General features: G+C 69.7%; 9 protein-coding genes and 1 pseudogene. 5 read left to right on the top strand and 5 right to left on the bottom strand.

Features of this window, described 5'->3' with window-relative positions:
• Positions 1-17: 17 nt before the first annotated feature.
• Positions 18-1,874, bottom strand: coding sequence for an ABC transporter ATP-binding protein (locus OG792_RS20215; protein WP_329101137.1), 1,857 nt, complete (start codon positions 1,872-1,874; stop codon positions 18-20).
• Between the two features lie 185 nt (positions 1,875-2,059).
• Positions 2,060-2,863 (bottom strand): alpha/beta fold hydrolase, encoded by an 804-nt coding sequence (locus OG792_RS20210; protein WP_329101135.1) that lies wholly within the window; start codon positions 2,861-2,863, stop codon positions 2,060-2,062.
• Between the two features lie 546 nt (positions 2,864-3,409).
• On the opposite strand from OG792_RS20210, the gene OG792_RS20205 reads away from it, so the two are divergent.
• From OG792_RS20205 to OG792_RS34750, 5 genes and pseudogenes are all read left to right on the top strand, one after another.
• Complete coding sequence (locus tag OG792_RS20205) at positions 3,410-4,420, top strand: ParB N-terminal domain-containing protein (protein ID WP_329101133.1); 1,011 nt, start codon at positions 3,410-3,412, stop codon at positions 4,418-4,420.
• Between the two features lie 191 nt (positions 4,421-4,611).
• Complete coding sequence (locus OG792_RS20200) at positions 4,612-6,204, top strand: MBL fold metallo-hydrolase (protein WP_329101131.1); 1,593 nt, start codon at positions 4,612-4,614, stop codon at positions 6,202-6,204.
• A 37-nt stretch (positions 6,205-6,241) separates the two neighbouring features.
• The gene (gene hppD, locus OG792_RS20195) at positions 6,242-7,255 is read left to right on the top strand and encodes a 4-hydroxyphenylpyruvate dioxygenase (protein WP_329101129.1); all 1,014 of its coding nucleotides are present in this window, start codon (positions 6,242-6,244) and stop codon (positions 7,253-7,255) included.
• Positions 7,252-8,298, top strand: a pseudogene (locus tag OG792_RS34755) (alpha-hydroxy acid oxidase); the annotation flags it as partial. The gene hppD and the pseudogene OG792_RS34755, both read left to right, overlap by 4 nt.
• A gap of 159 nt (positions 8,299-8,457) precedes the next feature.
• A complete protein-coding gene (locus OG792_RS34750) occupies positions 8,458-9,696 on the top strand; it encodes an aminotransferase-like domain-containing protein (protein WP_442932488.1) in 1,239 nt (412 codons plus the stop codon).
• A gap of 1 nt (position 9,697) precedes the next feature.
• Here OG792_RS34750 and OG792_RS20185 read toward each other — a convergent pair whose 3' ends face one another.
• From OG792_RS20185 to OG792_RS20175, 3 genes are read right to left on the bottom strand one after another with little or no spacing between them, the layout of a single operon-like run.
• Entirely contained in the window at positions 9,698-12,034 is a 2,337-nt protein-coding gene (locus OG792_RS20185) for an ABC transporter permease (RefSeq protein ID WP_329101125.1), read from the bottom strand.
• Positions 12,031-12,741 carry an ABC transporter ATP-binding protein gene (locus OG792_RS20180; RefSeq protein ID WP_329101123.1) on the bottom strand — a complete coding sequence of 237 codons (711 nt, stop codon included), beginning with the start codon at positions 12,739-12,741 and terminating at the stop codon, positions 12,031-12,033. The genes OG792_RS20185 and OG792_RS20180 overlap by 4 nt, the downstream gene beginning before the upstream one ends.
• 10 nt (positions 12,742-12,751) lie before the next feature.
• Positions 12,752-13,831 carry a threonine ammonia-lyase gene (locus tag OG792_RS20175; protein WP_329101120.1) on the bottom strand — a complete coding sequence of 360 codons (1,080 nt, stop codon included), beginning with the start codon at positions 13,829-13,831 and terminating at the stop codon, positions 12,752-12,754.
• Positions 13,832-13,941 lie beyond the last annotated feature (110 nt).

Genomic DNA, 13,941 nt, shown 5'->3' with positions numbered 1-13,941 from the left:
GGTGATGCGGAGTACGGTTACGAGGCGATCGCCGGGACATCCCCGGCCTGCTCGGCGAACTGGGTCCGGTACAGCTCGGCGTAGAGCCCACCGGCCAGCAGCAGTTCGTCGTGGGTGCCCTGCTCCCGGACCCGTCCCTGGTCGATGACCAGAATCTGGTCCGCCTCCCGGATGGTCGACAGCCGGTGCGCGATCACCAGGGAGGTGCGGCCGGCCAGCGCGTTACTCAGGGCGCGCTGGATCGACAGCTCCGACTCCGAGTCCAGGTGCGCGGTGGCCTCGTCGAGTACGACAACCGACGCGGACTTCACCAGCAGGCGGGCCAACGCCAGCCGCTGTCTTTCTCCCCCGGAGAAGCGGTACCCGCGCTCGCCGACCACGGTGTCCAGCCCGTTCGGAAGGGCCTGCACGGCGTCCCAGATCTGCGCTGCCACGCACGCGTCGATCAGCTCCTGCTCGGTCGCCTCGGATCGGGCGTACAGTAGGTTGGCCCGAAGCGTGTCGTGGAACAGATGCGCGTCCTGGGTCACCGTGCAGATCGCGTCGCGCACCGATTGCAGGGTCAGGTCACGCAGGTCGTGACCGCCGAGGCGCACCGTTCCGGCCTGCGGGTCGTACAGCCGCTGCACCAGGTGGGTGATGGTCGACTTGCCGGCGCCGGACGGGCCGACCAGCGCGGTGAGCTTGCCGGCCGGGGCGTGGAACGACAGGTCTTGCAGAGTCCACCGGTCCACTGGCCGGTCCGGCTCCGGAATCGTGATGGACTCCAGCGAGCCGAGCGGCAGATCGGCCGCCGTGGGATAGCGGAAGTTGACCTCTTCGAAGCGGACGTCCGGTGCCGAGCCGTCCGGTGGCACCGGCAGCACCCGGGCGCCGGGCCGCTCGCGGACCTGCGGCTCTAGGTCGAGCAGCTCGAACAGGCGCTCGAAGCTGAGTGCGGTGGTCAGCGCCGCGACGTGGATCTCGGAGATCTCGTTTACCGGCCCGTACAGCCGGGCCAGCAGGGCGGCCATCGCGACAAGGGTGCCGATCTGGACGGTGCCCTCGATGGTCAGGACGCCGCCCACGCCGTAGACCACCGCGGTGATCAGCGCGGTCACCACGCTGACCAGGATGCCCATCATCCGGCTCTGCACCACGGTACGGGCTACGACATCGCGCAGCCGAGCCGCCCGAGCGGCGAACAGGCGGGACTCCTCCTCGGGGCGGCCGAAGAGCTTGGCGAGGATGGCGCCCGAGACGTTGAACCGTTCGCTCATCATCGAACTGAGTTCGGCGTCGAGCTGCATCGTCTGCCGCGTGAGCCGCTGCACCCGGCGGGCCAGCAGCTGGACCGGTGGCAGGAAGATCGGGATCAGCACCAGCGAGATCAGGGCCAGTTGCCACGACAGGTAGATCATCGTTCCGACGACGAACACCAGCGTGAGTGTCGTGCCGGCCGCGTTGGACAGCAGGGTGGTCACCGCCTGCCGGGCACCGATCACGTCCGTGTTGAGCCGGCTCATCAGGGCACCGGTCTCGGCCCGGGTGAAGAACGCCACCGATTGCTGTTGGACGTGGGTGAAGACCTGGGTGCGCAGGTCGTAGACGAGGCCCTCGCCGACCCTTCCGGAGAGCCAGCCGCCGCCGTACGTGATCGCCGCGTCGAGCAGGGCGAGGCCCACGACGGCCAGGCACAGCCACCCCACGACCGATGTGCGACCGGGCAGGATGCCGTTATCGACGATGGCCTTGAGGATCAGCGGGCCGGCCGCGACGATCGCCGCCTCCAGGACCGTGAGCAGCAGCAGCAGGCTCAGCATCCCGCGGTATTTCACGACGTACGGCAGGATGCGCCGGACCGTACGCCACCGGACGTCCGGTCCTTTCGTCAAAGCCGTGGCGGGACTGTTGTCCGCCATGCCAAACCGCCTCTCGTCGGGGTGCCCGGCCGGGCGTGACGCCCAGGGTCTCGGGTGGCGCGGCGGTCGATGTGTCCGGCGGTGGAGCCACCGGGCCCGATAAACGTCGACCACGACCTGACCCCGCGCCTGGTCGGCGAGTCCCGCCGGCGTTCGGGTCAGTACTTCTGAAGGAATTCGAGGATCGCACCGTTCACCTCGTCCGGGCGTTCCAGATAGCCAATGTGGCCGCAGCCGTCGATCTGTACCAGGTCGCAGCCGGGAATGGCCTCCGCCGTCTCCGCGACGAGGTGGGGTGGGCAGATCAGGTCGTCACTGAAGGCAATGGCCCGGCACGGCACGGTGATCCGACCCAGGGCCGGCCGGCGGTCGCCGAGATTGTCAATGACGGCCTCTTGGCCGACGGCGACGTCCTGGCCACCGGAGAGCTCGAAAATGTCGAGCCAGTTGCCGACGGCCTCCTCGTCGTTGAGGGTCGCCGGGGACAACATCTCCAGCGCGGTCCGCGCGGCCCGGTACGGGGCCGGCAGCGCGATGCCGCTCTCCCGCAACGCCTTGTCGGCCAGGGACATCTTTGCCCGTAGCACGTCGGTGCGGGCGCGGGTGGCGATCAGGACCGCCGAGCGCACCAGGTGGGGCCATCGGATCGCCACCTCCTGGGCGACGATCGCACCAAGCGAGGTGCCGACGATGTGGCACGGACCGAGGTCGAGGGTCTCTATCAGGCCCGCCGTGTCGGTGGCGAGCTCCTCAAGGGTGTAGTCGCCGGGCGGGACCGACGACGGCGGAATACCTCGGTTGTGGAAGATGACCGTCCGATAGCCCGCCCGGTGGAGCGCCGGGGTCTGATGGATGGTCCACACGTGACCGGCGGCCGACGACCCCATGATGAGCAGGACCGGATCACCCGCGCCGTCGCTCTGGTACGACAGGGTGACCCCGTTGGTCGTTACGAAGGGCACGAGACGGCTCCTCTGCTGTGGTTGCCGAGGTCGCGCCGGGTGCGAAGAGTCGCGGCGCCGAACGGCAGTCGTCCCCGGGCCGGTTGCTGCTGACGCATCTGCCGCAGACACGATGGCACCGTCCCGTACCCGCGATCAATGTCCGGCGCGTGTCTGGCGGGCTGTTCAAGTGTTCAACTGTCACCGCGCCGCACCTGAACACCGTAGAAGTTCCACCCGGCACCCACGTCGGGTCGATCTCACAGAGCGCAGTGGCGCGTCGTCCGTGACCGACCCGGCTGCCTGGCACGTATTGACGCTTCACTTCGGATCGCGACGCTGCGTGTCGGCAGAAGCCGGCCTACTCTGGGTGGGGGGAGGAGGCAGGGATGGTCTAATCAGGACGACGGGGTCGACTCGCCCAATGGCCGAGGGCTACGATGCGATCGCCACGCCATTTAATTGGGGCCAGTCGATGAACTTGTTTAGATGAAGGGGCGGGAGAGTTCCGACTGTCCCCCGCACTAACGGGGAGTGCACTTGACGCAATCGCTTATCACTACAGCCATGTCCATCAGTTCATTCCATGACCGCGGCCCCACCATCCAGCATCTGGATATCCTAAAAGGTGGTGCGGCTCAGACGTGCCGAATACCGGTGCGCACCCTGCTGCCTGCGGATTCCCCGCGTAGCGAGGGTGAGGATCAGGAACACATTCAGGTGCTGGCCGCCGTGGAGGCGAAACTTCCGCCCATCATCGTGCACCGGGCGACGATGAGGGTAATTGACGGAATGCACCGACTCGCGGCGGCCAAGCTGCGCAATGACGAGACGATCGAGGTCCGGTTCTTCGAAGGCACCGAGCAGGAAGCCTTCGTGTTGGCGGTGAAGGCCAATATCTCCCACGGGCGGCCGCTGTCCCTGACCGACCGGACGAGCGCCGCCGAGCGCATCATCGTCTCCCACCCGGCCTGGTCGGATCGCGCCATCGCGGTGGCCGCGGGGATCAGCGCCCGACTGGTGGGCAATCTGCGTCGCCGCCTGGCGGTGGAGGACGACTCGTTCGACGAGGCGCGATCACGGGTCGGGCGCGACGGGCGGGTGCGTCCGCTGGACAACGCGGAGGGGCGACTCAAGGCCGCCGAGGTGATCCGCGAGTTTCCGATGGCGTCGCTGCGCGAGATCGGCAAGCGTGCCGGGATCTCCCCCGCAACCGCCAGTGACGTGCGCAAGCGGATCGAGCGAGGGGAAGACCCGGTCCCGGGTAACAACGAACGGGCGGAGCGTCGGCCGGCGCGCCAGCCGGCCCGCCGGAGTGTCGACTCGGCCAACGAGCCGGACATCGAGGCGATGCTACAGGGCCTGCGGGTCGACCCGTCGCTACGGTTCAGTGAGGCCGGCCGGGACCTGCTGCGCTGGATCCTATCCAAGGCACTGCGCCCCGGCGAATGGGGGCATGTAAGTGACGGACTACCACCGCACACCACCTATATCCTGGCCGACGTCGCCCGCCGGTGCGCCGATGAATGGTGCGAGATCGCGGACGACCTCGACCAGCGCTCGCGCCGTATGGCCTGACGCGCATTCGGTGTTCGACTGATGCCGGGACAACAGTTGAACGCATGACGTAACGCCGGTCTTTCCAGACGATCGACCGGGCGATACAAATTCATGGCCGCAGACGAACCATTCCGGCAGCTTTTCGAACACTTCCCCTGGTGCGCGTCCGGCCGGTCGTGCTGCATCAATTCCCGGATGGAGGAACATCCATGTGCGCTGAGACCGAACAAAAGTATCTTCGCTCCAATGTGATCATCGAGCCGCTGGTGGACCGGTTCTACGCCTGGCTGTACACGGTTGCCCCCGTGCAGGCGGCAATGAACCTGGCCAACGTGCAGATGCCGCTACTGGAGTCGTACCTGCACTCGCCGCAGGTGCATGTCGCGGCCAGCCACAACCCGCAGCTGCGGGGCGGCTACTTCGTGAACATTGAGGAGTCCCGGGCCGACGAGGTGGCCGCGCTCGTCGACACGATCAAGCGGGATCGGGCGGACATGCTGGACTTCGCGGCCGCCGTTGCCGAGGCGGAGGATCTGGTACGGGAGAACGCCACCGGCTTCGACCTGTCGCCGTTGTATCCGAAGCTGCCGGCGGCGCTGAACGGGCTCGTCGAGCTGGCCTACGACACCAGCAACCAGCCGTCGGTCCGGTTCCTTGAGCCGCTGCTCTACCGGAGCCCGGCCTACGACGAGCGCCGCCAGTCGATCCAGGTCTCGCTGGACGAAGGCGTGGAGCGGCCGTTCATCCTCAGCACTCCCCGCCTGGCCCGGCCCGGTGTGCTCGACCTCGCGATCCCGTTCCGTCACCCGGGCCTTGAAGCGCTGGTCCGGGCGCGGGTCAAGCCCACCACGCTGACCGCACTGCGCGAGGCACTGGAGCTCGACGACGAGCAGGCCGCCCTGCTGGACACCATGCTCACCGACCAGCCGAGCCTCGTCCCGGACCGGCACATCACCAGGGGAGGCCGGATCCGCTACTTCGGCCACGCGTGCCTGGTGCTGCAAACGCCCGAGGCGGCCATCGTCACTGATCCGTTCATCAGTACGGACAACACCAAGGGCGGCGACCGCTACACCCTCGACGACCTGCCCGACTTCATCGACCTGGTGCTGATCACCCACGGCCACCAGGACCACATCGTGCTGGAGACCCTCCTGCAACTGCGCGGCCGGGTCGGCAAGGTGGTGGTGCCCCGGACGTCTCGCGGCAATCTGGTCGACCCGTCGATGGGCCTGTACATGAAGCACATCGGCCTGCCCGTGGTGGAGGTGGACGACTTCGACGAGGTTCCCTTCCCCGGCGGTACGGTGGTGGCCACGCCGTTCCTCGGCGAGCACGCCGACCTCGACATCCGGGGCAAGTCCACGTACTCGGTGCGGCTTGCCGGTGCGTCGGTGTTCATCGGCGCGGACTCCTCGGGCATCGATCCCACGCTCTATCGCTACATCCGTGAGCGGGTCGGAAAGATCGATATGGCCTTCCTCGGCATGGAGTGCGACGGCGCCCCGCTGACCTGGCTCTACCAGGGGCTGATCACCAAGCCGGTGAGCAAGAAGATGAGCGACTCCCGCAAGCTGTCCGGCTCCAACGCGGCCCAGGCGGCCGCGATCATGATGGAGCTCGGCGCGGACGATGCCTGTATCTACGCGATGGGCGAGGAGTCCTGGCAGGGGCACGTGATGGCGACGACGTACACCGAGGACACCTACCAACTCAAGCAGATCGACGAGTTCCTGGCCTGGTGTTCCGGGCGCGGCATCACCGCCGAGCACCTCCTCAACAAGCGAGAGTGGAGCTGGTGAGCGCGCGCCCCGAACCGAGTCGAGAGGAAGGCGGGCGATGAGCGCCCAGTCCCTGGCGTATGTCGAGCTGTACGTCGACGATCCGGTATCCGTTCAGCACTACTTCGTGACGGCCATGGGCTTCACCCATGTCGCGGACTCGGTCACTGACCGCCGAACCTCCGCGCTGCTCCGTCAGGGGGACGTGGACCTGATCGTCACGTCCGGCCCGGTCACGGCACAGTTTCTGGCCCAACACGGCGACGGCATCGCCGACATCGCCCTGACCTGTGACGACGTCCAGGCGACGAGTGCCGCCGCACGCGCGGCCGGTGCCCGGGTGAGCGTCGTCGACGGCCAGCCGGTGATCTCCGACTTCGGCGCCGTACGGCACACACTGGTTCCGGCCGGCAACATCGGTCGGGACCCGGCGCACCGCGTCTGGACGCCGCAGCCCGGCGCGCCGACTCGGCCGGGCGGGCATGTTCGGCTGCTCGACCACGTCGCGATCTGCGTGGCCGGCGGCTCGCTCCAGGCGGTCGCCGACTTCTACGGTGCGGGTCTCGGCCTGGCCCGGTTCTCCAGCGAGTACGTCGACGTCGGTGGCCAGGCGATGGACTCGGTGGTGGTGCGCAGCGCCACCGGCGAGGTCACGTTCACGCTCGTCGCGCCGGACGTGACCCGCAACCCGGGTCAGCTCGACGCCTTCCTGGAGCGCAACGACGGGCCCGGGGTGCAGCACCTGGCATTCCTGGTCGACGAGATCCTGCCTGCTGTCGCGCAGTTCCGGGAGCGGGGTGTGACGTTCCTGAGCACTCCGCCGACGTACTACGACATGCTCGGCGAGCGGTTCCCGGAGATGGCAGCCGAGATCGGCGCGCTACGGGAGGCGAACGTGCTGGCCGACCGGGACGAGTGGGGATACCTGCTGCAACTGTTCTCCCGGTCACCGTACGACCGCAACACCCTGTTCTACGAGCTCATCCAGCGTCGCGGTTCGCGCGGATTCGGCTCACGGAACATCCGTGCACTGTACGAAGCCGTGGAGCGTGACCGTCTGGTCACGGAATGACCGAGGCGCCCGCCCTCGCGAAGGTCATCGACCTGGCCGACCTCGCGCGTCTGGCACAGCAGCGGCTGGATCCCCAGCTCTGGGATTTCATCGCGGGGGCCGCCGGGGAGGAGCGGACGCTGGCCGCCAACCGGGCGGCCTTCGACCGGCTGCACGTGGTGCCCCGGGTGTTGACCGGGTTGGCCCGGCCCGATGCGCGGACCCGGGTGCTCGGGCGCACCTGGCCGGCGCCGTTGGCGATCGCGCCCACCGCGTACCACACCATGGTCGATCCGGACGGTGAGGTGGCCACGGCCGCCGCCGCCGGATCGGCCGGGTTGCCGTTCGTGGTGAGCACCTTCGCCGGGCGCACCTTCGAGGAGATCGCGGCGGCCACCACCGCACCGCTGTGGTTGCAGATCTACTGCTTCCGGGATCGCTCGACCACCCGGCGACTGATCGAACGGGCCGAGCGGGCGGGCTTCGAGGCTCTGGTGCTCACGGTCGACGCGCCCCGGCTGGGCCGGCGGCAGCGGGACATCCGCAACGGTTTCCGACTGCCGGACGGGATACACGCGGCCAACATCGCGGGCACCGCCGGGCGCTCGCCCAACGAGCACGCCGTCGCCGAGTTCGACGCTCGGTTGGACTGGTCGGTGGTGAGCTGGCTGCGGTCGATCAGCCCGCTGCCGATCCTGCTCAAGGGCATCCTGCACCCGGCGGACGCCCGGCGGGCCGTTGATGCCGGCGCGAACGGCGTGCTGGTCTCCAACCACGGCGGCCGGCAGCTCGACGGGGTACTGGCCACCGTCGACGCCCTGCCCGGAATCGCCGCCGAGGTCGGCGCCGACGTGCCGGTGCTGCTCGACGGTGGGATCGGCCGCGGTGTCGACATCCTGATCTCACTCGCGTTGGGCGCGGACGCGGTGCTGGTCGGCCGTCCGGTGCTGCACGGCCTGGCGGTCGGGAAACAGGACGGCGTTCGACAGGTGCTGGACATCCTGGTCGACGAACTGATCGACGCCATGCTCCTCTCCGGCACCGCCACGGTCGCCGATGCCGGTCCGGACCTACTGCCGGGACCGGGCGCCGTCGTCGCCTCGACCGTCGTCGCCCGGCCGCTTCCGGCCGTAGCGGTGGCGGATCCGGCCGTACCGGGGCCATCGGACTGTCTGCGGCGGCAGGACCTGCACGCCAGTCTCACCGACCCGGTGCTGGACACCATGAACTTCCTCAACGAGGTGACCATGCGGTTCCCGCGGGCCGTCTCGTTCGCTCCCGGGCGCCCGTTCGGTCCGCTCTTCGGAGATCCGGAGCGGATGTTCGACCACGCGCGGCGTTACCTGGCGCATCTGGCGGCCGAGGGCCGCTCGCCCGAGCAGGTCCGTGAGGCGCTTTTCCAGTACGGGCCGGCCAGCGGGATCATCCGCGACCTGATCGCCGACTCGCTCCGGCTGGACGAGGGGATCGTGGTGCCGCCGGATGCCGTGGTCGTCACCAGCGGTGCCCAGGAGGCCATGCTGCTGACCGTACGCGCCCTGATTGCCGGCCAGGACGATGTACTGCTGGTATCCACTCCCTGCTACGTCGGCATCACCGGGGTCGCCCGCCTGCTGGGCGTCACCGTGGTCGCGGTACCGGAGGGGCCGACCGGTTTCGACCCCGCGACGCTCGACGAGGTGATCCGCGCCGAGCGTGCCCGAGGCCGTCGGCCACGGGCCTGCTACGTGGTGCCGGACCACTCGAACCCGTCGGGCAACACCATTCCGCTGGCCGCGCGCTCCGCCCTGTTGAGCCTGGCCGCCCGGCACGACTTCCTCGTCCTGGAGGACAGCCCATACCGGCTGGTCAGTCCGGGGCGTCAGCTGCCCACGCTGAAGGCGATGGACGAGCGGCGCCGGGTGGTGCAGCTCGGCTCGTACTCCAAGACCTTTTTCCCCGGGGTCCGGGTCGGCTTCGTGGTGGCCGACCAACCGGTCACCGACGGCGCCGGCCGGCAGACGCTGTTGGCGGACGAGATCGCGAAAATCAAGAGCATGGTGACGCTGAACACCGCGCCGCTGAGCCAGGCGGTCGTCGGCGGCCTGCTGCTGGAGGGCGAGGGCCGGGCCTCCGCCTTCACCGCGCCGGCGTCCGCGTTCTACGGCGACGCCATGCGTCATACCATCGAACTGCTCGACCGTTGGTTCCCGGCCGACCGTCGCGAGGCGATCGGCGTACGGTGGAACACGCCCACCGGCGGGTTCTTCCTCACCCTCCAGGTGCCGTTTCGCGCCGACGGGGCGGCACTGGCCCGGTCGGCGGAGGACTACGGCGTGATCTGGACGCCGATGTCCTACTTCTACCCGGACGCCGGCGGCGAGACCAGCATCCGGCTGTCGGTCAGCTACCTCACGCCGGAGCAGCTCGAAGAGGGTGTGGCCCGGCTGGCGCGGTTCGTCACCGCCGAGGCCGCCCGCTGAGTCACTCACTGCGCAGCACCTGACCGATCGGCAGCCGGGCCGCGGACCGTGCCGGGAGCAGCGCGCCGATAACCGCGATCACCAGACCGGCCAGCGGTAGCAGCAGCACGACCGGAACACGCCAGACATCCAGCAGGAAGTCGGGTGTGTCGATCTGTGCCGCGCGGGCGGTCAGCGGCACGATCAGACGGTGGGCCAGCACGCCCAGCGGTGTCCCGAGAACCCCGCCGACGACGCCCAGGGCGGCCATCGATACCACCGTCATCACCACCACCTGGGTGGGTTTCATCCCGATCGACTTCAAGATGCCGAGGTCGCGACGGCGCTCGCGGACGGTGAGCAGCACGGTGTTGAGCACGCCGAGCGCCGCCACGAGGCCCAACAGCACCGACAGCGTGACGGACAGACCCACCACCGAGGTGGTGAACGAGTTCGTCCCCCGGTTGTCCCAGGCGTACAGGCCGGGTGCCGCCGCGTTCACCCGCCGGACCAGCTCAGTCACGTCCGTACCCGGATCCGGTTCCATCTGGTAGAAGAGGTCGGAGGGACGGAACTGGTAGTTGGGCGCCAGCGTGTCGAGGGACTGCCACAGGGCGAAGAAGTCGCCCCCTCCCACCCCGCTGGACAGCGTCACACCGACGATCGTCACCCGGTCGACCCGCTCGCCGAACTGGAGCGCCACGGTGTCGCCGACCCTGAGACCCCGCTCGTTCAGCACTGCGGCGGGTACGACGATCTCGTCCGGGCTACGCAACCAGCGGCCCTCGACCACCATTCCCGCCAGGCCGGCGTCGGTGTCGCCACGCAGGAAGGTGCCGTCCACCGTCCGGGTCTGCCCGGCGACGGTCACCGGCACGCCCGCGTTCACGGTGAGGCGCGCGATCCCGGGCAGCGCGCGCAGCAACGCCTCGGTCTCCGCCACGTCCAGGGTGGGCGTGATCTCGCCGAAGGCCGGATTCCCGGGGCGCATGGCGACCGGGGCGGCGTTGTTGACGTCAGTGGTCGCCGAGTACCGCGACACCGTCGCGGCCAGGCCGCTGGCGAACACCACGGTGGCCACCCCGAGCACCACGGCCGCCAGGGTCAGGCCGGTCCGTCCGGGGCGGGCGAACGGCTGGCCCAGGCCCAGGCTCACCGGACGGGGCAGCCCGGTACCGCTGAGCCAGCGCTGCACCCGCAGTCCGCGGCCGGCGCGCGGCGCGCTGCCCGCGCTGATCGCCTCGGCGGCGGACAGCCGGTACGCCCGAGCGGCGGGCACCAGCGCGGCGACAACCACGACGGACGGCACCGCGACCAGCACTGTTACCGGCAACCACCAGGCGATTTCGATCTCGCCGCCGAAGCCCGACCCGCCGAACGCGTCGCCCAGCAACGAAACCGCACCGAAATAACCGAGCACGACGCCGAGTACGGCACCGACCGCCGCCGGGACCAGCGCCATCCCGATGTAGACCCCGACGACCTGGCGCGGGGTGAACCCGAGCGCTTTCAGCACCCCGATGTGCCGGAATCCGGACACCACCGCGCCGCTGACCACGTTGCCGATGATCAGGACCGCCACGGCCAGGCCGAGCAACCCGAAGGTGGTCAGGAACGGGACGTACGCACCGGGGCCGGCGGCGACCGCCTGCCGGACCGTCAGCCACGACTGGGTGCCCAGCAGGGCGTCCTGGGGCAGCCCACCGGTGACGGCCGCCGCGTTGGCCGCGATGCGCGCCGGTGTTTCGGCGTCGGTGAACCGGTAGAGCACCTGGGTGGCGGTCGGCCCGAGCGCGGTGATCTGGTCGGGGGAGACCCAGGCGTCGGCGGTTTGGCTCACGCTGTAGGCCCGACCGACGACGGTCAGGGTGGGAAGTCCGGGCACTTCGATCCGGGAGCCGAGTTGGCCCGCCCCGGTGACCAGGTCGTCGGGCGGCGCGTTCAGCACGATTTCGCCCGGCGCGGTGGCCCACCGGCCGGCCCACAGGTCGACCCGATCCACCGGTCCACCCGGCTCGGCGCGGCCCACCACGGTCAGCGTACCGGGCCCGGAGGTCCCGCCCGCGCCCGCCGGGATTTCGAGGACCGCCTGCGGGAACGGTCCCGCGACTGCCTGGACGGTGGCGGACCGGATGGCCGCCGGTTGGCCGGCGGGTACCTTGTCGCGCTCCAGTACGACCACCAGGTGCGCGCCGTGTTGCGCCTCGAAGATCCGGTTGAAGGGCGCCGACGTGGCGTTGAGCAGGGACAGCGCGACGGTCATCGTGGCGGCGGAGGCGAGTACCACCAGGCCGATCACGAAGGTCTGCATCCGACGGCGGCGTACCGCCGCCCGAATCGTTCGCCAGGTGGCGGTCATGCCGTCCGCTCCAGCACTCGTTCGCCGACCACCACACCGTCAGCCAGCTCGACCACCCGGGTGGCCACCCGCTCGGCCAGCGCCGGGTCGTGGGTGACCAACAGCAGGGTCTGACCCCGCTGGTTGAGCGCGAGGAGCAGCTCGGCCACCTGAGCGCCGGAGGCGCTGTCGAGCGCACCCGTCGGCTCGTCGGCCAGCAGTAACGCGGGCTCGTTCATCAGAGCACGGGCCACCGCGACGCGTTGCCGTTGCCCGCCGCTCAGCGTCGCGGGGTAGGCGTCCGCGCGGTCGGCGACTCCGAGCTCCGCCAACCCCTCCCGGGCCCGCTGGCGGGCCCGACCGGTGGGCATGCCGGCGAGTTGACCGGCCAGCGCCACATTGTCCAGCGCCGGCAAATCGTCCAGCAGGTTGAAGAACTGGAAGACCATACCGATCCGGCGCCGCCGGAACAGGGCGAGGCCGGTCTCGTTCAGCTGACGTAGATCCTCGCCGAGCACCGTGACCGAGCCGGAGGTCGGACGGTCCACGCCGGCCACGATGTTGAGCAGGGTCGACTTGCCGCAACCGGAGGGACCCATCACCGCGACCGCCTCGCCGGCGCGGACTTCGAGCGACACGCCGCTCAGCGCGTGCGTCCCGTCGGAGAACTCCTTGTGGACGTCGTCGATTCGCAGGACGATGTCCCTTTCCTTACCTTCAATGCGCATATAGTGATTTTTACCCCTGTGGACCTCCGAGGGAATCCGTCCACGGGATGTAGCCCGCGGACGGGCCTGCGGTGCTGGTGGGGCGGCTTTCGGCCAGCAGCGACGCGAGCAGATCGGGCTCAACGTTCCCGCCGGTGAGCAGCACCCCGACCTCGATGCGGCGACCTTCGGCGTAGCGCACCGCGCCCGCCAGCGCCGTGGCCGCGGCCGGTTCGACGACCAGTCGGGCGTGCAGCAGCGTGGCTCGCATCGCGTCGGCGATGGCGCGCTCATCAACCGTCACCACGGCGGCCACCTCCCGGTGGGCCAGTTCGAAGGGCAGGTCGCCGATCCGATCGGGACGCAATCCGTCCGCAATGGTGTAAAATCCCCCGACCGACACCGGCTTCCCGGCGTGCATCGCCGCGGTGAGCGCCGGCACCGCCTCCGGTTCGGCACCCACCACCGCCACATCGTGTGGATGGGCGGCCAGGCAGGCGCCGGCGATCGCACTGCCCCCGCCGACCGGGACCACCACGGCGTCCAGCCGGCCACCCTCCGCGCTCACCTGTTCGATCAACTCGGCTGTCGCCGTCCCCTGGCCGGCCACCACGACAGGGTCCTCGTACGGGTCGACCACCTCGTAGCCGTACCGGTCCCGCAGCTCCAGCACGGCGGCGGCCCGCTCCGCCAGGGCCTTCCCGGCGAACACCACCTCGGCACCCGCTTCCCGGATCCGCCGCACCTTGACGGGCGAGGCGTCCGACGGCAGGACCAGCATGGCGGGAATTCGGTGCTCGCGGGCGGCCAGGGCGACCGCGATCGCATGGTTGCCGGTGCTCTGCGCCAGCACTCCCCGGCTTCCCGCAGCGACCAGCCGGTCCACCGCGAGCAGCGCTCCGCGCAGCTTGAAGGATCCACCACGCTGGAGGTTCTCGGCCTTCATCCACAGCCGCACGCCGTACCTGGCGGTCAGTTGGCCGGAGTGGACGACCGGGGTCCGGTGCACCCGGCCGGCCAACGCCCGGCGAGCCCGATCTACGTCCCGATGGCTGAGCCGGACCGCCGACGTTCCGGCCCGGGTGGCACCGTTCCCCTGATCGGATGGCACGGTGGTCCCCTTCCTGATCGCGTCGGGCGTTCGTGGTGGGAGGCGGGCCTCCGGATCCCGGCGAGGTGGGGATGCCGACCGGCAGCGCTCGCCATCGTCACACGGATGTC

The organism is Micromonospora sp. NBC_01699 (genome assembly GCF_036250065.1).
Taxonomy (GTDB): Bacteria; Actinomycetota; Actinomycetes; order Mycobacteriales; family Micromonosporaceae; genus Micromonospora_G.
This window is presented reverse-complemented; position numbering and strand designations above follow the sequence as displayed.